Source organism: Geminisphaera colitermitum TAV2, assembly GCF_000171235.2.
Taxonomy (GTDB): Bacteria; Verrucomicrobiota; Verrucomicrobiia; order Opitutales; family Opitutaceae; genus Geminisphaera; species Geminisphaera colitermitum.
In genome coordinates this window covers 21,348-41,108 of the sequence record NZ_ABEA03000046.1, presented here as the reverse complement: position 1 = coordinate 41,108, position 19,761 = coordinate 21,348, and the positions used below count along the sequence as shown (strand labels likewise).

14 protein-coding genes and 1 pseudogene are annotated in these 19,761 nt (G+C 62.8%); 6 read left to right on the top strand and 9 right to left on the bottom strand.

Going from position 1 to position 19,761, the window contains the following annotated elements:
* The 4 genes and pseudogenes from nusG to OBACDRAFT_RS05985 all read left to right on the top strand — a co-directional run.
* The coding region (gene nusG / locus OBACDRAFT_RS06000; protein ID WP_043583723.1) for a transcription termination/antitermination protein NusG at positions 1-491 on the top strand (491 nt) is incomplete at its 5' end.
* 280 nt (positions 492-771) lie between these two features.
* Positions 772-1,197, top strand: a pseudogene (locus OBACDRAFT_RS29430) (transcription-repair coupling factor); the annotation flags it as partial.
* A 215-nt stretch (positions 1,198-1,412) separates the two neighbouring features.
* A complete protein-coding gene (gene mfd, locus OBACDRAFT_RS26270) occupies positions 1,413-4,040 on the top strand; it encodes a transcription-repair coupling factor (RefSeq protein ID WP_232766724.1) in 2,628 nt (875 codons plus the stop codon).
* The gene (locus OBACDRAFT_RS05985) at positions 4,037-5,092 is read left to right on the top strand and encodes a peptidylprolyl isomerase (protein WP_043583719.1); all 1,056 of its coding nucleotides are present in this window, start codon (positions 4,037-4,039) and stop codon (positions 5,090-5,092) included. The genes mfd and OBACDRAFT_RS05985 overlap by 4 nt, the downstream gene beginning before the upstream one ends.
* A gap of 168 nt (positions 5,093-5,260) precedes the next feature.
* On the opposite strand, the gene argA is transcribed toward OBACDRAFT_RS05985, so the two are convergent.
* From argA to glyA, 5 genes are read right to left on the bottom strand one after another with little or no spacing between them, the layout of a single operon-like run.
* A complete protein-coding gene (gene argA / locus OBACDRAFT_RS05980) occupies positions 5,261-6,607 on the bottom strand; it encodes an amino-acid N-acetyltransferase (protein WP_052361299.1) in 1,347 nt (448 codons plus the stop codon).
* Between the two features lie 42 nt (positions 6,608-6,649).
* Positions 6,650-7,264: a hypothetical protein gene (locus OBACDRAFT_RS05975; protein WP_052361298.1), complete on the bottom strand. Its 615-nt coding sequence runs from the start codon at positions 7,262-7,264 to the stop codon at positions 6,650-6,652.
* A gap of 18 nt (positions 7,265-7,282) precedes the next feature.
* Entirely contained in the window at positions 7,283-8,245 is a 963-nt protein-coding gene (locus OBACDRAFT_RS05970; protein ID WP_232766722.1) for a Ppx/GppA phosphatase family protein, read from the bottom strand.
* Between the two features lie 31 nt (positions 8,246-8,276).
* Positions 8,277-9,029 carry a 16S rRNA (cytidine(1402)-2'-O)-methyltransferase gene (gene rsmI, locus OBACDRAFT_RS05965; RefSeq protein WP_232766720.1) on the bottom strand — a complete coding sequence of 251 codons (753 nt, stop codon included), beginning with the start codon at positions 9,027-9,029 and terminating at the stop codon, positions 8,277-8,279.
* 26 nt (positions 9,030-9,055) lie between these two features.
* Complete coding sequence (glyA, locus tag OBACDRAFT_RS05960; RefSeq protein ID WP_043583711.1) at positions 9,056-10,321, bottom strand: serine hydroxymethyltransferase; 1,266 nt, start codon at positions 10,319-10,321, stop codon at positions 9,056-9,058.
* Between the two features lie 135 nt (positions 10,322-10,456).
* On the opposite strand from glyA, the gene tilS reads away from it, so the two are divergent.
* Both tilS and ftsH read left to right on the top strand, forming a co-directional pair.
* Positions 10,457-11,674 carry a tRNA lysidine(34) synthetase TilS gene (gene tilS / locus OBACDRAFT_RS05955; protein WP_052361305.1) on the top strand — a complete coding sequence of 406 codons (1,218 nt, stop codon included), beginning with the start codon at positions 10,457-10,459 and terminating at the stop codon, positions 11,672-11,674.
* Positions 11,675-11,719: 45 nt separating this feature from the next.
* Positions 11,720-13,849 (top strand): ATP-dependent zinc metalloprotease FtsH, encoded by a 2,130-nt coding sequence (gene ftsH, locus OBACDRAFT_RS05950; protein ID WP_043583709.1) that lies wholly within the window; start codon positions 11,720-11,722, stop codon positions 13,847-13,849.
* 55 nt (positions 13,850-13,904) lie between these two features.
* Here the strand turns inward: ftsH and OBACDRAFT_RS05945 are convergent, their stop codons facing one another.
* The 4 genes from OBACDRAFT_RS05945 to OBACDRAFT_RS05930 form a co-directional block, all read right to left on the bottom strand.
* A complete protein-coding gene (locus OBACDRAFT_RS05945; protein WP_043583706.1) occupies positions 13,905-15,188 on the bottom strand; it encodes an acetylxylan esterase in 1,284 nt (427 codons plus the stop codon).
* A 312-nt stretch (positions 15,189-15,500) separates the two neighbouring features.
* Entirely contained in the window at positions 15,501-17,615 is a 2,115-nt protein-coding gene (locus tag OBACDRAFT_RS05940) for a glycoside hydrolase family 31 protein (protein ID WP_043583704.1), read from the bottom strand.
* Between the two features lie 40 nt (positions 17,616-17,655).
* On the bottom strand, positions 17,656-18,717 hold the full coding sequence (locus OBACDRAFT_RS05935) for a zinc-dependent alcohol dehydrogenase (RefSeq protein WP_043583702.1): 1,062 nt from the start codon (positions 18,715-18,717) through the stop codon (positions 17,656-17,658).
* Positions 18,718-18,750: 33 nt separating this feature from the next.
* A complete protein-coding gene (locus OBACDRAFT_RS05930; RefSeq protein WP_043583700.1) occupies positions 18,751-19,737 on the bottom strand; it encodes a Gfo/Idh/MocA family protein in 987 nt (328 codons plus the stop codon).
* Between the last annotated feature and the right edge of the window lie 24 nt (positions 19,738-19,761).

The window sequence follows — 19,761 nt, the reverse complement described above, 5'->3', positions numbered from 1 at the left end:
CGCTCGAATACGCCTGGTACGTCGCGCACACCAAACCCCGTTGCGAAAAAAAATTCGCCGCCCTGATGGACGCCGAACACTGGAACCGGGAGCTATTTTTCATCACCAGCGAACGCCGCTACGGCAACCGCCGTCGCGTTTACGCAAAACCCGTCTTTCCCGGTTACGTTTTCATTTGCATACCCCCTGCGCAAAAAAGCCGCTGCTACCAGCAGGAACTCCTCGTGCGCCTCATCGAAGTGGACGACGAAGCCCTGCTCCTGCGCCAGCTTGAAGACGTGCGCCGCCTGCTCGCATCCGGCAACGAAATGATCCTCTACCCCCTGCTCAAGCGAGGCGCCCGGGCCCGCATCAAGAGCGGCCCCCTGCGCGGCATCCAGGGCATCATCGACAACCCCGCCAATCCCAGCGGCATCGTCCTCTCCGTGGACGTCCTCCAGCAAGGCGTGCTCGTCAAGATTGCCATCGAAGACCTTGAGATCGAACCCTGATTCGTCCGCCACGCCCCCGTCGCCATCAGCACCGACTCTCCCCGTCGGCACCAAGCACACCGGCGTCTGCCCCCCCGCGCGCGGCTACGTCCTCGCGCACATCATCCGTCATGCCCCCGCCGGCGTGCCCGTGTGGCTCATCGTCGCCCCCGACGCCAAAACCGCCGCCCAACTCGCCGAGGACACCCCATTTTTCCTAACCCTCTCGCTCTCCTCCACGGCAAAACATCCCGCATTCCAATCCCTCCTCTTCCCCGAATCCGCCCCCGCCACCCGTGAAATGGCCGACGCCTTTGCCGCCTCCGCCGATCGTCACGCTGTCCTGTCGGCGCTCCGCGCCGTCAGAAATCAGAGGCCAGAGGCCAGAAGCCAGAGACCAGAAAGCAAAAAACATCCCGCAGCCGAAGCCCGTCCTCTGGCTTCTGGCCTCTGGCCTCTCTGCATTATCACCACGCCCACGGCACTACTCCAGTCCGTCCCCGCTCTGGAAGAATACGCCGCCCGCGAAATCACCCTCACGCGCGGCCAGACCATCGGCTTCCAAACCCTCCTCGAACAACTCCGCGCCCTCGACTACGATAGCGAAGCCGTCTGCGAAGCCCCCGGCCACTACGCCACCCGCGGCGGCATCATCGACGTGTATCCCGTCACCGCCACCCAACCCTGCCGCCTCGACTTCTTCGGCGATGAAATTGAGGAAATCCGCACCTACGACCCCGTCACCCAACGCTCCGACGCCACCCTCGAACAAATCACCATCGCCGCCTCCCCCCGCCTCCATCTCAACCCCTCGCGCACCGGCCTTGCCGCCTACCTCCCCTCCGCCACCCAACTCATCCTCGTCGAACCCGCCGCCATCGAAACCACGCTCTCCGCCCTCTCCGACGAACACCGCGCCCACCTCAACCCCCTCCTCTCCCGCTGCGCCGCCCTCCACGGCATCTCCGACCTCGACGAAACCTCCGCCCTCCTCGACCGCCCTCCCCCCCCCGCCAAACCGACTGGCCCCTCGAAAGCCTCCGCCACCACCGCCGTTACCCCTCCGACGACCTCCTCGCGCAAGACCGCCTCGCCGCCGAAGAACAGGCGCGCGACGAATTTTTCACCCAACTCGCCCACTGGCGCGACGCCGGCCACGCCCTCATCTGCGCCCTCTCCAAAGACGCCGAAGAACACCGCGCCCGCGAACTCCTCGCCGCCCACCTCGCCTTTGCCGGCACCCCCAAAAAACGCCTCCCCCATTTCGTCCGCGCCACCGCCAACGAAGGCTTCCTCCTCCCCTCCACCCACTCGACCTCCCCCCCCCCCCCCCTCGTCTTCCTCACCGAGACCGAACTCTTCGGCCGCCAGCGCACCCGCCATGCCGCCTCCGCCACGCTCGCCCGCAAAACCGTCCACCGCGCCCAAGTCGATCAACTCCTCGACTTCGCCGAACTCGTCGAAGGCGACCACGTCGTCCACCTCCAGCACGGCATCGCCATCTACCGCGGCCTCACCCGCATCGACGTCAACGCCAGTATCCGCGAAGTCATTACGCTGGAGTTCGACGAAGGCGTCACCCTTCACGTCCCCCTCCAGGAATCGCACCTCATCAGCCGCTACGTCGGCCTCAGCAAAACCCGTCCCCAACTCGGCAAAATCGGCTCCAACCGCTGGGAAAAAACCCGCCGCGCCGCCGAGCACGCCACCATCGATCTCGCCGCCGAACTATTGCGCATCCAGGCCGCCCGCGAAGCCCAACCCGGCCACGCCTTCGACCCCGACAACGACTGGCAGCAGGAATTTGAAGCCGCCTTCCCCTTCACCGAAACCCCCGACCAACTCCGCGCCATCACCGAAACCAAGGCCGACATGGAACGCCCCCGCCCCATGGACCGCCTCATCTGCGGCGACGTCGGCTTCGGCAAAACCGAAGTGGCGATCCGCGCCGCCTTCAAAGCCGTGCAAAGCGGACGCCAGGTTGCCCTCCTCGTCCCCACCACCGTCCTCGCGCAACAACACCTGAACACCTTCCGCGAACGCATGGCCGGCTACCCCCTCGTCGTTGAAATGGTCAGCCGCTTCCGTACCCGCGGAGAAATTACACGCATCCTCGCCGCCACCGCCGCCGGTCAAGTTGACATCCTCGTCGGCACCCACCGCATCCTCAACAAAGACGTCGTCTTCCGCGACCTCGGCCTCGTCATCATCGACGAAGAACAACGCTTCGGCGTGCAACACAAAGAACGCCTCAAAGCCATGCGCGCCACCGTGGACGTCCTCAGCATGAGTGCCACCCCCATCCCCCGCACCCTCTACATGGCCATGACCGGCGCGCGCGACATGAGCGTCATCGAAACCCCGCCCACCAACCGCCACCCCATCCAAACCATCGTCAAAACCTACGACGAAAAACTCGTCACCGACGCCATCCGCGCCGAACTCTCCCGTGGCGGCCAGGTTTTTTACCTCCACAACCGCGTCCAGACCATCGACCTCGTCGCCGCCCGCCTCGCCCAACTCCTCCCCGACGTCAAAATCGCCACCGGCCACGGCCAGATGAGCGAGCACGCCCTTGAGCGCATGATGACCGAATTCGTTGCCGGCGACTACCAAGTCCTCGTCTGCACCACCATCATCGAAACCGGCCTCGATATCCCCAACTGCAACACCATCATCATCGAAGGCGCGGACCGCTTCGGCCTCTCGCAACTCTACCAACTCCGCGGCCGCGTAGGCCGCTTCAAGCACCAAGCCTACGCCTACCTATTGCTCCACCGCCACACCCGCCTCATGGACGTGGCCCGCGAACGTCTCAACGCCCTGCGCACCCACAACCAGCTCGGCGCCGGCTTCCGCATCGCCATGCGCGACCTCGAACTGCGCGGCGCGGGCAACCTCCTCGGCCCCCAGCAAAGCGGCCACATCGTCGGCGTCGGCTTCGAACTCTACTGCCAGCTCCTCCGCCAGTCCGTCGCCCGCCTCAAAGGCGAAAAAACCGCCGCCCGCCACCGCGCCAGCGTGAAACTCGATTTCGTTTACGTCGGCGAAAGCGGAGAAGCCAGAGACCAGAAGCCAGAGTCCAAAGGCCAGAGTTCACAGACCAGTTACGCCGCCATCAAAGCCGCCGAATCCGCCGCCGCCGGTTCCGTCGCGGTTGAACCCATTCAAGCCCGCCTCCCCCACGCCTACATTGGTGAGACCCGCCTGCGCATCGACTTTTACCGCCGCCTCGCCCTTGCCGAAACCCCCGCCCAGCTCACCCAAATCGAAACCGACCTCCGCGACCGCTTCGGCGACTACGCCCCAACCTCGCACTCCGACCCCGTCCGCGCCCTCCTCCTCCTCACCGAAATCCGCATTCGCGCCGAAGAAAAAAACCTCATCCTCATCGAAACCCAAGGTTCCATCCTCAAATGCGTGCGCGCCCCCGCCGGTCCCGGACGTCCCGGCGAATTCGTGCAACTTGGCACCCGGTTTCCACGATTGACCGCTCCCAAGCCCCTCCTACGTTTGCGCGAAATACTGACGTTTCTACAAAACCTCTCCGATTCACCCGCCACCACATGACCGGTCTCCGCTCCTTTTCCGCCACCATCCGTGTTTCTCTCATCCCGGTCCTTGCCGCGCTCGCCGTCGCCGCCCTCCACGCGCAAAACCCGCTCACCCCCGGACCGCTCGCCACCCCCGCCGCCGCCAGCACCAACGACGACGGCCTCGACATGCGCTTCGCCAACGGCATTGCCGCCATCGTTGAAGACCGCGTCATCACCGTTGACGACATCCGCCGCGAACTCGCCCCCATCCTCCCCCAAATCCGTAGGGACTCCCGCAACGCCAAGGAATTCCAGGACAAAGTCCAGGCCGTGCAGGAAGACATCGTTCGCAGCCTCATCGACCGCACCCTCATCGTAAAAGACTTCTACAAAGACGGACGCCGCCACATTCCCGCCAGCTACATCGACAACGCCATCTCCGACCAAATGGCGCAAAAATTCGACAACGACCGCGCCAAATTCCTCAGCTACCTGCGCGCCCGCGGTCTCACCCTCCGCGACTACCGCAAGGAAGTCGAAGAAGACCTCGTTTACGGCTACATGCGCAGCCAGCAGCGCAAAAGCCAGAGCATCGTCAGCCCCGCCCGTGTCGAAGCCTACTACAAGCAAAACGAGTCCAAGTTTTATCAGGAGGAGGCCATCCACCTGCGCATGATCCAGCTCAACCGCGAAAACGGCCAGGCCGACGCCCATCTCATCGTCCGCGCCAACGAGATCATCGACAAATTCAACAACGGCGAAAAATTCGAAGACCTCGCCAAAGCCTACACGCAGGACTCCCGCAAAGCCCGTGGAGGCGACTGGGGCTGGCAGCGCAAAGTCGATCTCAAGCCCGATTTCAGCACCCCCCTCTTCTCGCTCAAGAAAGGCGGAGTCACCGCCCCCATCCTGCAAGGCGACGCCTGTTTCATTCTCTACGCCGAAGACTACCGTGCTGCTGGCGTCCCGGCGATTGACGAAGTCCGCGACCAGATCGAACGCACTCTCATCGCGCAAATGGCCCGCGAGTCTCAGGAGAAGTGGTTGGAAAAACTCCGCCGCGGCGCCTACATCAAGCTCTACTGAGCGCATCCCCTTAGGAGGGCGGGTCTCCCGACCCGCCAGACGCGGCATAGCCGCGCCCATCCGAAAAGCCGGGGGGGGGGGGGGAGAGCCCGGAAGGGGAGGGGAGGTCGGAAGGGCGGCGTTTCACGCCGTCGGCGGGTCAGGAGACCCGCCCTCCAGAGAGAGGGTTTACAGCGTCTTGCGCAGGACGCGGGCATTGCGGCCGTTGTCCTCGTAGGCCTTGAGACGGGCTTCGGGGAGGATGGTTTTGTCCACTTCCTCAAAACCCATGACCGACGTGAAAAAGGAAAAGCTCTGCGTGGAAAGCGCCACGATGGTGCGCACGCCGCGGTCCTTGGCGCGCAGGCAGGCATAGTCCACGAGTTTGCGGCCCACGCCGCGGTTTTGATAAAAGGGCATCACGTAAAGCGAGCCGATCTCGGCCAGCACGGGCTTGTCAGCGGAGGAGGAGGAGGGGGCGGAGTTTGTATCGAAATAAAAATACAGGGTGACGCAGGCGATGATGTTCTCGTCGATTTCGTAAACGAAAAACTGGTCGATGTTTTTCTCGATGGCCTGCTGCGTGCGGCAAAGCAGTTCCTCGCGGCGCACGGCGGCGCGCGTGAGGCTCCAGATGAAGCGCGTGTCGCTTTTGCGGGCCTGCCGGATTTGCTGGTATTCGTTGCCGTAGATCAGGGTGCCGACGCCTTCGTTGGAAAAGATTTCGTTGATGAGGCCGTCGTAGGCGCGTCCGTCCACGATGTGGATGCGAGGCACGCCGGCGGAGATGGCGTGCAGGGCGTGGATGGCCTTGCTGCGTCCGGACTCGGCAATGTGGGCAGGGTGCGCGGTGAGGAGATGGCGCAGGGATTCGTAGGAGATTTCGCGGCGGATTTCGCCGTTAATTTCCAGCCCGGCGTGGGGCATCAGGTAGATGATTTTGGAGGCTCCGAGGGATTCGGCCACGCCGGCGGCGAGGAGGTCGGAATTGATGCGGTAGGGGCGTCCGTCGGGGCCGTAGCCGATGGGTTGGATGATGGGCAGGATGGCGGCGGAGAGGAGGTGATCGACAAAGTCTTTGTCGAGGCGGTCGAGCTTGCCGGTGAACTGCTGGTCCACGCCGCGGATGATGCCGATGGGAATGGCGCGCACGGCGTTGGTGATGGCGCACTTGAGGGCGTTTTGCGTGAGGCCCTCCATGATGAGTTGCGAGACGCGGGCGGAGGCGCGGATGGCGAGGTCGAGCGTGGGGGCGTCGGTGACACCGGTGCCGTCGGTATTGGAAATGGCGATACTGCGAGCCGTGGAGAGTTCCTGCATCTGGTGCCCGATGCCGTGGACGAGCACGACTTTGATGCCGAGGCTGCGGAGGACGGCGATGTCCACGAGGAGGTTGCCGAAGTTTTCGTCGGCCACGATGGAGCCGTCCACGGCGATGACGAAGATCTGTCCTTGAAAACGGGGTACGTATTTGAGGATGCCGCGCAGGTCGGCGGGTTTGATGAGGGGCGGGGTGTATCCGTTGCTTTTGCTCATGGGCGTTGTGGCGGCAGTTTGTCGGCGATGGCGGGGCGGGCGTCAATGCACGAGCCATTGCCACACGTAGCCGTTGTTCGCGGCCATGAGGCGCACGTCGTAGGCGCCGGGCTTGAGCGTGCCGGGGGGGATCGTAATGCGCACGCGTTCGTTGAGGGTGCGCGCTTGCAGGTCGGCGTCCAGGGATTCGAAGGCGGGGAGGATGACGATGGCGTTTTCCTTGATGTAGATGTCCGCGCCGCCGAGCACGTCGTGTTCGCCGGCGAGGTGGCAGGTGAACTGGATTGCGACGGGTTCGCCGGACTGAATTTCGGCGGGAACGTTGATGAGGTTGACGGAGGCAGGCAGGCGGGGGGGCGAGCCGAGGATGTCGAGCAGTCCTTGCGGGAGGCCGGGGGGGAGGGGGGTGAGCGTGGCGCGTCCGATGGCAAAGGCGTCGCGCGGGACTTCCGTGTTGGGGGGAGCGGGGCGTTCGGCTTTGAGGGAGAGGTGGCGATGGGTGGTGGGCGCGGTGCGTTCGACGCGGTCCGCATAGGGTTCGGCGGCGGGGGCGGGTTTGCGGTAGCGGAGCGCGATCCAAGTGTAGGGGACGATGCAGAGGAGGATGGCCAGAAACACCCATTTCATGGGCCAGGGTTCGCGGGCGGGAGAGGGCATGGCTTCGTTAATTAAAATTCAGCGCGGGAGGAGTTCGTCGGCGACGCCCCAGCGGAGGTTGTTGAAGGAGTGGTGAACGGTCTCCACTCCGACGCACTCGGCGAGGGTGACGAGGGTGATGAGGGCGGTGCGAAAGACGTCGGCGCGGGGGGGGGGGAGGCCGGGGATGCGCTGGCACTCGGCCAGGGTGAGGGGAGCGAGGCGGTCGAGGAGGGCGCGAATTTCGGCGAGGGTGACGAGGGGCGAGGTGTTGACGAGTCCGATACCTTCGCGCACGCCGCGAATCGAGCGGATCGTGGCCACGGTGCCGCCGGCGAAGATGGTGTCGATGGGCGCGGGAGGGGGGGGGGGGGGGAGGGAGAGCCAGGGGAGGTTGCGGGTGACTTCGTCGCGCACATGGGCGGCGAGGGCGGCGGACTCGGCGGGGATGAGCGGGGCGCCGGGGTCGGCGATGAAGCGTTCGGTGAGGCGCACGCAGCCGAGGCGGAGGCTGAGGGCGTGCCGGACTTGGCGGTTGCGGAAATGCAGGCATTCGAGGCTGCCGCCGCCGAGGTCGAACACGTGGTAGTCGCGCAGCGAGGCGAGTTCGCCGTCGCTGGTGAGGCCGCGTCCGATGAGGCTGGCTTCCTCTTCGCCGCTGAGTATGCGGATGGGATGGCCGGTGGCGCGGAGAACGCGTTCGCAAAATTCGGGGCCGTTGACGGCGTCGCGGATGGCGCTGGTGGCGACGAGGGCGGTGTGCGTGGGGGCGTAGGGGGCGGCGATGGCGAGGAGTTCCTGGATGGCGGCGACGCCGGTGGTCATGGCGGATTCGCTGAGATGGGGGGTCGCCTGATTGATGCCGGCGCTGATGCGGGAGTCGATGCTGTGGTGGCGCAGGGCGGAAACCCCGCCATCGGGGCGGCGCGTGGCAATGAGGATTTTTATCGAGTTGGAACCGATGTCGATGACGGCGGCGGCTGAATAGGCGGGAACACTCACGCCGTCCATTGAGGAGGAGGCGGGGCGTGCGTTACAGCACGAAATCACGCGGGGCGATGAGAACGACGAATTCGCCTTTGAGGCTGCCGCGAAGGAGGCGGGCGGTGACGTCGGCGGCGGGACCGGTGAGGATGGTTTCGTGGAGTTTGGTGACTTCGCGGGCGATGCAGACGACGCGCGCGGGGCCGAGTTTTTCCACAATCTCGGCGGCGAACTTTTCGATGCGGTGGCAGCTTTCGTAAAGCGCGAGGGTGTAGTCGAAATCCTGATACTTTTCCAGGAAGGCGAGGCGGGCGGCGGATTTGGGCGGGAGGAAGCCGGCGAAGAGAAAACCGTTGGTAGGCAGTCCGCTGGCGCTGAGGGCCACGGTCACGGCGCAGGGGCCGGGCACGGGGACGACGGGGAGGGCGCGGCGGCGGCATTCGCGCACGAGGCGGAAGCCGGGGTCGCTGATGGCGGGCGTGCCGGCGTCGCTGACGAGGGCAATGGAGCGGCCGGAGGCGAGTTGGTCGGCGAGGCGGGCGGCGGCGTCCTGTTCGTTGTGATCGTGGTAGGGGGTGAGTTCGCGGCGGGGGAGGCCGAGGCGGGCGAGGAGCGAGCCGGTGGTGCGGGTGTCTTCGCAGGCAATGAGGTCAACGCTGGCGAGCAGGGTGCGCGCGCGTTCGGTGAGGTCGCTCAGGTTGCCGATGGGCGTGGCTATGACGTAGAGCACGCCCTGGGCGGCGGTGCCACCGCCGCCCAAGGGCGAACGTCCAACATCCAACGTCGAACATCCAACATCCAATGGGGGAACCTGTGGTTGCCGTAGTGTCACAATGAATACGGCAGCGGGTAGCGGGCGGTGAGTTTGGCGATGCTGGCCTTGGCGGTTTCGATGGCGGCAGCCTGGCCGTCGGTGTCGATGGCTTTGAGGACGGTGTCGATGGCGGCGGCGATTTCGTCCATGTCGGCCTCGACGAGTCCGCGGCTGGTGACGGCGGCGCCACCAATGCGGATGCCGGACGCTTGGAAGGGCGAGCGGGTCTCGAAGGGCACGGTGTTTTTGTTGAGCGTGATGTGGGCGAGATCGAGCGTCTCCTGGGCTTTCTTGGCGGTGAGGTCGGGGAGGTTGTGCCGGAGGTCGAGGAGGAAGAGGTGGTTGTCGGTGCCGCCGGAGACGATCTTGTAACCGCGCTTGGCGAAGGCGGCGGCGAGGGCCTGGGTGTTTTTAACGAGCGCGGCGGCGTAGGTCTTGAATTCGGGCTTGAGCGCCTCGGCGAAACACACGGCCTTGGCCGCAATGACGTGCATGAGCGGTCCGCCCTGGCCGCCGGGGAACACGGCGGAGTCAATGGCTTTGGCGTGCGCGGCTTTGCAGAGGATGAGTCCGCCGCGGGGGCCGCGCAGGGTTTTGTGCGTGGTGGTCGTCACGAAGTCGGCGTGGGCGACGGGCGAGGGATGGAGCCCGGCGGCGACGAGGCCGGCGATGTGCGCGATGTCGGCAAAGAGAAACGCGCCGACGGAGCGGGCGATCTCGCCCATGCGGGCGAAGTCAATGATGCGCGAGTAGGCGCTGGCGCCGACGGTGATCATTTTGGGCTTTTCGCGGACGGCGGTGGCGGCGAGTTCGTCGTAGTCGATCAGGCCGGTGTCTTCGCGGACGCCGTATTGGACAAAGTTGTAGAGTTTGCCGGAGAAGTTGGCGGGGTTGCCGTGCGTGAGGTGTCCGCCGTGGCTGAGGTTCATGCCAAGGATCTTGTCGCCGGGCTGGAGGACGGCGGTGTAAACGGCGAAGTTGGCTTGCGAGCCGGAGTGGGGCTGCACGTTGGCGTGGTCGGCGCCGAAGAGTTTTTTGGCGCGGTCGATGGCGAGTTGCTCGACTTTGTCCACGTATTCGCATCCGCCATACCAGCGTTTGGCGGGGTAACCTTCGGCGTATTTGTTGGTGAGCACGCTGCCCTGGGCTTCCATGACGGCGGGGTAGGTGAAGTTTTCCGAGGCGATGAGCTCGATGTGGCTTTGCTGGCGGGCAAACTCGGAGGCGATGGCCGAGTAAATTTCCGGATCGAGGGTCTGGAGCGGTGATGCGTTGATCATGGTATGGAAGCGTGGTGGAGAAAAATGGAAGGCGGACCTTTCGCAAAAGGGCAGGGGAGGGGCAACGGGATTTTTTGCCGGGTGGTTTTGCGGAGAGGTTGCGTCGGCGGGGGCGGGCGGCCAAGCGTTGGCGGCGTGTCTCGTCAATGTCGTCAACCTCACTGGCCTTCCGTCGCGGAGAAGCTCGCCGCTGCTTTCCCGCGCGAGCGGTTGCATCCGGCGGTGGTCGCGTTCGTGGAAAAAAGCCTGAAGACGGAAGGAGGAGGGACGCGGCTTCTTCAGCCTTCAGGCTTTCAGGCGTTCAGCCTTTCCCCCCGTTGGGCGGTGGCTTTTTCGGGCGGGGCGGATTCGCTGGCGTTGCTGCTGTTGCTTTGGGCGCACTGGCCGGAGCGACGGGGACGCTTGCTGGCGTTGCATTTCGACCACCGGCTGCGCGGGCGCGCCTCGGCGGGCGACGAACGGTTTTGCCGCTCCGTCTGCGCGGCGCTCGGGGTAGCGTATGCGTCGGGGGCGTGGTCAGCGGCAGGCGGGGGGGGGGGGGGGGACGGGAAAAAATGCGGGCAACAACGCGTGAGCGAGGCTCAGGCGCGCGAGGCGCGAATGGCGTTTTTCGCCGGGCAACTTTCACGCCGGCGCATCCGTTGCCTGTTTCTTGGCCACCAACTCGACGATATCGCCGAGACGCTTTTCATGCGCGTCGCCCGCGGCAGCGGCACCGCCGGGCTCGCCGCCCCGCGTCCGGTGCATCACCTTGACAATGTCGGAGTTGGGTCGGGGGGGGGGGGGGGGGCTGCCGGGCGCGGGCGCGTGCATCTGCGACCGTTGCTCACGTTGAGCAAGGCGCGGATTGTCGATTCGCTGGCCGCAGCCGGAGCGACATGGCGTGAGGACGCGAGCAACGCGGAGGGAGATTTTTTTCGCAACCGCATCCGGCTCGATGTCCTGCCGCGCTGGCTCGAAGCCGCCAGTGGACGCGTTCCTTCGCAGGCGCGCGACGCGCTGGCGGGCGCGGCCCTGACACGCGCACAACTGGAGGAAGACGCCGATGCGCTCGACGAATGGGCCGGGCGCGTGGCCCGGACGGATGCGGACGGACGCCTGCCGCTGACCCAACTGGCGGGCGTGCCGCGTGCGGTTGTCCGGCGCGTGTTGCACCTCTGGCTGGGCTCGTTGCCGGTGGCGAGCGACCTGTCGCGCCAGGGATTCGATTCATTATTGGATAAACTGATGGTTGCGCGATCGACTCGTTTTAGTCTTGGAGATCATGGATTTGCGGTCGTGAAACGCGGCTGGCTTGCCTATCAGACCGCAGCTTCGGCACGTGTTGTGCATCATAAGGTTCGGTCTCATTGACTAAGACTGGGGAACCTGCACCGTTTGCTCAAAGTCCATACCTTGATGTCTGAATCGAACAAAGAACCCAAACGTCGTCCGTTGAAGAGTGTGCCGCCCGACCGGTTTCAACCGAAGGTGCTCATCATCTGGGCGGCCATCCTCGCCGCCCTTTTTGCGGTCGTCTATTTTAATCCCGGCAAGGCGAGCACGCAGGAGGAGCTCAAAATTCAGCAGGTGGTCGAGCGTGCCGAGCGCGGCGAAATCCTCAAGGGAGCCATCCGTGGCATCGACTTGGTGGTCATCACGGGCGAACTCAAGCCCGCCGCTTCTCTCGCGTCCGCTCCCGCCGCTCCCGCCGCAACTGACGTCGCTGCCGCCGCCGCCGCCACGGCAGCTTCCCCGACCGCCGCCGCCGTTGCCCCCGCAGCTTCCGCGTCCGCCACCGTCACCGATGCCAAGACGGCAGCCGTGCGACGCACCTTTCGCGCCGAGGGCCGGTTGACCGACAAAAATCTGGAACGCCTGCAAGCGACAAAACTCTTCGAGGAACTGCCTGCCAACACCGTCTGGATGACGATCCTCGGCAACGTCCTGCCCTTCGTCCTCATCATCGGCCTGCTCTATTTCCTTTTCGTCCGCCAACTCCGCAGCGCCAGCCGCGGAGCCCTCACCTTTGGCAAGAGCCGCGCCAAACTGCTCAACCGCGACCGCGAGAAAACCACCTTCGCCCAAGTCGCCGGCTGCGACGAGGCCAAGGAGGAAATCTCCGAGGTCGTCGAGTTTTTGAAGGACCCTAAAAAATTCCAGAAAATGGGCGGCAAGATTCCCAAGGGCATCCTGCTCGTCGGTCCTCCGGGCACCGGCAAGACCCTGCTCGCCAAGGCCGTGGCCGGCGAGGCCGAGGTGCCGTTCTTCAGCGTGTCGGGCTCCGACTTCGTCGAGATGTTTGTCGGCGTCGGCGCCAGCCGCGTGCGCGACATGTTTGAACAAGGCCGCAAAAACGCGCCCTGCATCATCTTTATCGACGAAATCGACGCCGTGGGACGCCAGCGCGGCGCCGGGCTCGGCGGCGGCAACGACGAACGCGAGCAAACGCTCAACTCCATGCTCGTCGAGATGGACGGTTTCGACACCTCCGAGGGCGTCATCATCATCGCCGCCACCAATCGCCCCGACGTGCTCGACCAGGCGCTGTTGCGTCCCGGACGTTTCGACCGGCAGGTGTTTGTTGACCTGCCCGACCTTCAGGGCCGCGAACAAATCCTCAAAGTCCACGCCCGCAAAATCAACCTGAGCGAGGACGTGCAACTCTCCGAAATCGCCCGCGGTACCTCCGGATTTTCCGGCGCCGACCTCGCCAACCTTCTCAACGAAGGCGCGCTCCTGGCCGCCCGTCGCAACAAGAAAAAAGTCGAGCGCATCGACCTCGACGACGCCCGCGAAAAAGTCCTCTTCGGACGCGAGCACCGCCGTGCCATGGATGACGAGGAAAAGAAAATGACCGCCTACCACGAGGCCGGCCACGCGCTCGTGCAGGCGCTCCTCGACGACGGCATCATGCCCGTGCACAAGGTGACGATCATCCCGCGCGGACGTTCACTCGGCAGCACGATGTTCATCCCCAAGAAGGACATTCTCACGCAGCACAAGAAACGCCTGCTCAACCAAATTGCCATGGGCCTTGGCGGCCGCATCGCCGAGGAACTCGTAATGAACGACATCTCCAACGGCGCGTCGGGTGACATCAAACACATCACCAAAATCGCGCGCAGCATGGTGTGCGATTGGGGCATGAGCGACCTCGGCCCGCTCGCTCTCGGCGACAATCAAGACACCGTTTTCTTGGGCCGCGACATCACGCGCACGTCGCATGTCAGCGAGGCGACCGCGCAAAAGATCGACGCCGAAATCCGCCGCATCATCGACGAACAACTTGAACGCGCCCGAAAGCTCATTGCCGAGCACCGCGTCTCTCTCGACAAGATCGCCGAGGCTCTCCTCGAATACGAAACGATTGAGGGCAAGCACGTGCAGGAAATCCTTGATCACGGCGAGTTGCGTTCACCTGTCATCAGGACCGTTCCGCCCGCCGTGCCGCCTCCCGGTGACGACGGCAAATCCGGTCACAAGAAACAGGCCGAAGAACCCGACACCGGCGCCCTCAGCGGCGCACCCGCCCCAATGCCGACGTGATTGTCGGCGCGGTGGGGGGGGGGGGAGGGGGGGGCGTAGCGCCCCGCCCCGCAGGTCATTTGTTTTTGACTACAAACTTCATCATGTTGGGCGGGGTGCTGCCGTGGGTGGCTCCTTGGATGTATTCGATCTGCTTGGGAGTGGTGGCAGGAATGTTGTTGTAGAGCACGGTGACGCCGGAGGGCGGGCAAACGTAGTCGCCGAGACCGGCGGTGATGTAGGTTGCGGCTCGGATGCGTTTGGCGTGGTTGACCGGGTCGAAGTAATCGAGCGCGCGCGTGTAATCGGGCCGCCAGCCTTTGAGCCGGTTGAGCGTCACGCCGCCGAGGTCGCAAACCCAGGGTTTGCCAGCATTGCAACGGGTGACGTCAGGATCGAGTCCGGCGGCGAGCAGAGCTTGAAATCCACCTTGGCTGCCGCCGTTGACGGTGAGGTTTTTTCCATCCCACTCGGGTTGCGATTTGATGAACTCAAGCGCGCGCAGGGCACGTAGGGCGACGCCGTAAAAGTAGGCGGTCTCGGGAGTGGCGTTTTCCTGTTTGTTGAAGGCGTAGCCTTTGAGGGTGGTCTTGCCGAGGTTGGTGTAGAATTCGGCTGGCTGGCCGTTCTCGATGCCGTGGACGTTGATGTCGAGAACGAGCTTGGGATTAGCCGGATCGTTGGCGTCTTTGTCGCGTCGGATGGCGGAGCGGATTCCGTAACCATGGAAGTTGACGAGGGCGGCGGCCGATTTGGGCGCGGTGTTCTTCGTTTTGCTGAAATACCCGGAGACGGGTTTGGGGCCGGCGCAGGCGATTTTTACGTCGAAGGTTTCGACGTTGGCGTGGGTTTCCGGGAGTGGCTTTTGTTCGAGAATCGTGAGTGGAATCTTGGCGAGTTCGGCTTTTTGTTTGGCCCACCACGCATCAAAATCGGCGGGTTCTGAAATGCTTTGTAGTTTTTCCGGCATGACACCGGCGCCGCCGTCGAAGAAGACGTTTTTTTTGTTGTTTTCGTTGGCGAGTGGTTTGCCCTCGGCGTCGAGGGCGTTGACGAGGATGCGAACGAAGCCGGGTTTGTCGGTCGAGGTTGTGATGACGAGCGGTTCGACAGCGGATATCGCTTCGCCCTTTTCGGTAAGCCCATCATCGCCGGTGCGGGTCCATGAAAGGCGTGTGCCGGAGACGGGCTTGCCGTCTTGTTGGAGACGGATCTCAAAGGTCATTTTCTCGCCGGGTGCGTAGAAGGGTGTCGGTTTATCGTTTTTGCCGAGGAGCAGCAGGTCGCCTGCAAAGCCGAGGGCGGCACTGAGGGCGAAGAATAGCGGGAACAACAGGAGGGCACGGGTGCGGGTGTTCATGTGGTGGTAATACTTGATTACTAAAGGACGTGGAGCATGTTGGTGACATGGTTTTCATCGACATCAAACCGCAAATCGAACAGCTTCCACATAGTGGAAATGCATAAAGCTCTGGCGTTTATCGAGAAACGGCTGAGGGCTGGCACGGATGAAAATCGGCGCGCGTTGTCCGAAATCCACAATGAGATGGATGCCGGTGCGAAAGTTCGGTGAGAAGATATGAAACGTCAGCTTGGACTCAAATAACCGCCGGGTGAGCGGTTTTGGCTATGGGCTGGTTTTGAGCGAGGCGGCGGTTTGTGCGATACTCTTTCAATTCAACTGAATCTGAAACTGTAATGGACCTTCTCCACCGATGAAGAAAAGTTCGTGACGGGTGATATCCCATCGGAATTCCGTTGTGGTCTTGCCGTTCACGATCACTGCGGACGGTTCCTTTTCGAGTGCCACGGCAAAGGTCCATGTGCGATTTGGCGGGAGCGGAAAATCTCCCGCAGGACTGCTCACTTCTCCGTGGACGATGCCGGCATCACAGTGGCATGTGATCCGAGTGCGGGATGATTTTCCCGACTGGAAATCGAAGCTGATTCCGTCGTCTTCGTAGAGGTCAAATGTCGACTGCGTGGAGGCGGGGAATAGATGGCATTCGATTTCGTCCAGAGGTTTTTCTTTGCGATACTGCATCACTGGACCCAATGGAATGATTGCCCCCTCGCGCATGAATAAGTGGCCGCCGCGATCCTCCGGCCAGTCGAGCGAAAGCAGTTGCCCGCCCTCGTGAACCGAACCATCCCAGAAATTCCGCCAGCGTCCCGGAGGCAGCCAGAGTTCGCGTTTATAAATGCCGACCAGCAAATCGCGCCCCAACAGATATTGGTGCATGATGTCGCGACTGCCTGTATCGTGCTCGAACTCGATTTGCAGTGGCCGGAACAAGAGCGGGACGCCTTCGGCGGCCGTCTTTTCCGCCCACGAGTAGATGTAGGGAATCAGGCGTGCGCGAAAACGGCTGTAGAATTTATGCAGTTCCAACAGACGGGTTCCTTGCACCCAAGGCATGCGAAAGTATGCCCAGCTATTGATCTGGCTCCACGGCTGAAGGTAACCGAAGTGGATGCCTTCGGGCTGCATGACCTCCATGTCGTTGGTTTGCCAGTTGTGGCTCATTACGGCGGTGTTCAACATGCCGCCGAGCGTGACAAGGCGGCCGCCGGTGTCGCCCGACCAAGTGCCTGCGTGGGCTTGGAAGCCGGTCCAGCCCGCAACGGTAAACGTGACAGGGCGCCGATTCGTGTGGCTTTTGAAGCCTTCATACATCTGCCTTGTATATAACAATGGATACAGATTATGCATCTCACCGTCCATAAACTTGTTGCCCCATACTCGATCCGGGTGCTCGCAAACTTGCCAAGCACTGTCCTGCTTGAAAAAATCGATGCCTTGGTCGATGAATTTTTTGTGGTGTTCGAACCATGATTCCGACTTTCGGGTGACCGTATCCGAAAAGCGCGGCCAAGAGAAATGTTCGTCGGCCTCGGCCCCCTCTTGAAAATTGCCGGCGTGCGCGGACTCCACAATTTGACGGCCGAGCCGGCGTTCTTCCTCGTGGACGAGATCGTATTCATTGCACTCCCACAATTCGAAGTGAAATCCCATTCGCTTGATCGCATCGATGAAATTGTGAGGTCCATTCTGGCACCATCTCTGAATCGGGAAACGTTCGGGCGACCATTTTTTGTCAGGCGAAAAATCGTGATCCTTTTCCATCCATCCGGGCTCCAAGCCGAGCACATCGCAGGGTATCCCTTCGCGACGAAAGTTGACGGCGTCGTTCACCGCCTCGTAATCATTGGCTCCTTGGCGGCAAAGATACCAAAGGCCAAAGCTCCACTCGGGGGGGAGTTTGGGGGAGCCAGTGAGCCGGGTGTAGAGACGAATGTTTTCTAGAAATGAACCGCCGAGCATGACGTAGAAATCGAGCCGGCCGCCGTGATCGCGCCAAGTGACGTGGTTGGGTGCGGTGGCCGCGAAGTCGAATTCGAGGCGATGAGTGGAATTGACGAGCACCGCATAGCCGGCAGTGGAAAGAATAAATGGAACGGGGATGTAGGACTTGACGTTCCGCACCCAACAATCGAGCCGGTGCCCGCGATGATACATGCGCTCGCGGGTAACGTCTCCGAGGCCAATCCAGTCCTCGCCGGGCTCGGCGGCAAAGTCGATGCCGACGGCCTTGCCGGTTTTCGTGACGATAAACTTGGCCAGCAGCGCGGCGAGTTCCGGGTCGTCGGCGGGATCGGTCAGCGGCTCGCCGTCGGGAGCGAGAAAACCGTAGCGGTTGAGCGCTGAGCCGGAGGGAAAACCATCGCCGGTCACGCGATAGATACCGTCTTCGATGCGGATGACTTGGAAGGAAGAGGTTTGCATGGAAATGGGTGCTGGGGGGGGGAGCGGCCTGAGGGCGCGGTTATTCGGAATGGGTCAGTAGCACTTTCCCTGAAAGACCAGACTGCATCACGTGATAGGCTTCGGCGGCATTGGAGAGCGGGAAGCGGTGCGTGATGAGCGAGGCGACAGGCAGGCCGTTGTGGGTTTTCGCGAGCATGTCGGGATATTCGCAAAAATGGTAAAACCAAGAGCCTGTCGCGGTAATGTCGCGACGGATGAAATCTTCGCTGGGTGAGAGTTCGAGGGCGGGTTGTTCGCCGTTGAAGATGACCGTGCCGCCTTTGCGCACCGATGCGAAACAGAGGCGCGTGGTGGCAGGGACTCCGGCGGCTTCAATGGCAATGTCGGTTCCGACGTTGTGTGTCAGGTCGCGGATGGCGGCGGGGATGTTTGCGTTGTCGCTGGCTTCGATGGTGTGTGCGGCTCCAAGCTGGTGGGCAAGTTCGAGGCGGGCAGGCGCACGGTCAATCCCGATGACGCGGCGGCCAAGGTAGGTCTGCATGATGACATTGCCGAGCCCGATGGGACCGAGTCCGAAGATGGCAACGGTTTGCTGTTCGTTTGAGGAATCGGGGGGAGGAAGTTTGGTTGAGGTGTGGTAGGGGACGCCGAAGCCGTCACCAGTGATGAGCACGCCGATATCCCACGGAATGTCGTCGGGCAACACATGACAGGCTTGCGCGGGGATCGTGAAATACTCGGCGTGCATGTCGCAATGGAAGGTGAACTTGTCGCACCATGTATAGCGTCCTGCGATGTAGTGCGGATCGGGGACAGACGGATTTTCGCCGGGCCAACCGGCAATGGCACTGACTCCGACGCGTTCGCCGATTTTGAGCGGGGCGTGGGTGACGGGATTTTTAATGGTGTCGGCTCCGGGGCCAAACGCGGCAATTGTGCCTGCTGCTTCGTGTCCCATGTTGCCGTGAGTGCGTCCGTCCTTGCCCCGGTAGGTGGACATTTCGCTGCCACAGAGGGCGGAGACGGCGGTCTTGATAAGGACTTCGCCGGGGCCGGGCGCGGGCGTGGGAACGTCTTCGATGGCGAGGCGGGAATTGCCGGTTTGGTGGAGGATTTTCATCGGGAGGGGAGAGTGGGGGGAGGGGCGGATGCGTTACAGCGGGAATTCCCGTGCGATTTGCACAGGGCGGTTTTCGGCGATGGAGCGGCGGAGAGCGGCTTCGAATTGAAGTTCGCGCAAACCATCCACGCCCGAAACAGGCGCGGGTTTTCCGGTGCCCACGGCGTCGAGGTAGGCGGTCAGGGCTTTGTGAAATGAGGCGGTGTAGTGCTGCCAGCGTGATGCGTCGCGGACTGTTGTGATGCGTTCTTGGATACGAGTCGAGCCATCAAGAATTTCGAGATCGCCGTCGATGTCGCGCATGTGGAGGCGTCCTCCCTCGAAGGTAAGGATGAGTTCGAAGAGCGGGTGCTGCCACTTCAACCCGGCGGTGCCGATGAGGGTGCCGGTCGCGCCGTTTTCGAGCGTGAAGGCGGCAACGACATCGCGGGCTACGATGCCTTGACCTTGGTGTTCGGTTGCACCTTCAAGCGCGGTGATGGTGGCAGTTGTGCCACCGAAGTGGTGAACGAGGTCGATGCAGTGACTCCAACAGGCGTAGTGGATTTTTCCTGACAAATTGACGAGTTTTCCAAAGTTGCGTTCGGCCACGATGCGGCGGGCGGTGATGGTCTGGTCGAAGAAGCGATAGTTAAAAAGCATCGCGACTTCGGTGCCGGTTTTGGCGGCTAGTTGGAGGAGGGTTTTGCCTTGGCCAAAATCGGCTTCGCTGACATGCGCCTGGCCTTTGGCGGCGACGAGCGGTTTTTCAAAAAGGACACGGGGTAGGCCGGCTTCGATAAGCGGGAGGCCGGCGTCGTAGTGCCACATTTCGTTGGTGAGCACGAAGGCGGCGTCGGGTCGCCATGCGATGAGTTCGGCGGAGGTGGCGAAGGAGTGTCCTCCGAATTTACCCGAGGCGGCGCGGGCGCGGTCGGCGTTGTTGTCGAGGCATCCGAGATGGATGCCGGTTTGAGCGGCGAACCACGGCAGGTAGTTTTCGGTGGCCACGTTGCCTGTTCCGATGACGGCGATCTTCATAAGAAAAAAGGAGGGGGGGGAGGG

Bases quoted from the DNA above. Each gene is read 5' to 3' on its own strand.
- OBACDRAFT_RS05935 (WP_043583702.1), bottom strand. From the start codon at position 18,717: ATGAAAATCCTCCACCAAACCGGCAATTCCCGCCTCGCCATCGAAGAC.
- ftsH (WP_043583709.1), top strand. From the start codon at position 11,720: ATGTCTGAATCGAACAAAGAACCCAAACGTCGTCCGTTGAAGAGTGTG.
- OBACDRAFT_RS05975 (WP_052361298.1), bottom strand. From the start codon at position 7,264: ATGCCCTCTCCCGCCCGCGAACCCTGGCCCATGAAATGGGTGTTTCTG.
- OBACDRAFT_RS05985 (WP_043583719.1), top strand. From the start codon at position 4,037: ATGACCGGTCTCCGCTCCTTTTCCGCCACCATCCGTGTTTCTCTCATC.
- OBACDRAFT_RS05945 (WP_043583706.1), bottom strand. From the start codon at position 15,188: ATGAACACCCGCACCCGTGCCCTCCTGTTGTTCCCGCTATTCTTCGCC.
- argA (WP_052361299.1), bottom strand. From the start codon at position 6,607: ATGAGCAAAAGCAACGGATACACCCCGCCCCTCATCAAACCCGCCGAC.
- glyA (WP_043583711.1), bottom strand. From the start codon at position 10,321: ATGATCAACGCATCACCGCTCCAGACCCTCGATCCGGAAATTTACTCG.
- OBACDRAFT_RS05940 (WP_043583704.1), bottom strand. From the start codon at position 17,615: ATGCAAACCTCTTCCTTCCAAGTCATCCGCATCGAAGACGGTATCTAT.
- OBACDRAFT_RS05930 (WP_043583700.1), bottom strand. From the start codon at position 19,737: ATGAAGATCGCCGTCATCGGAACAGGCAACGTGGCCACCGAAAACTAC.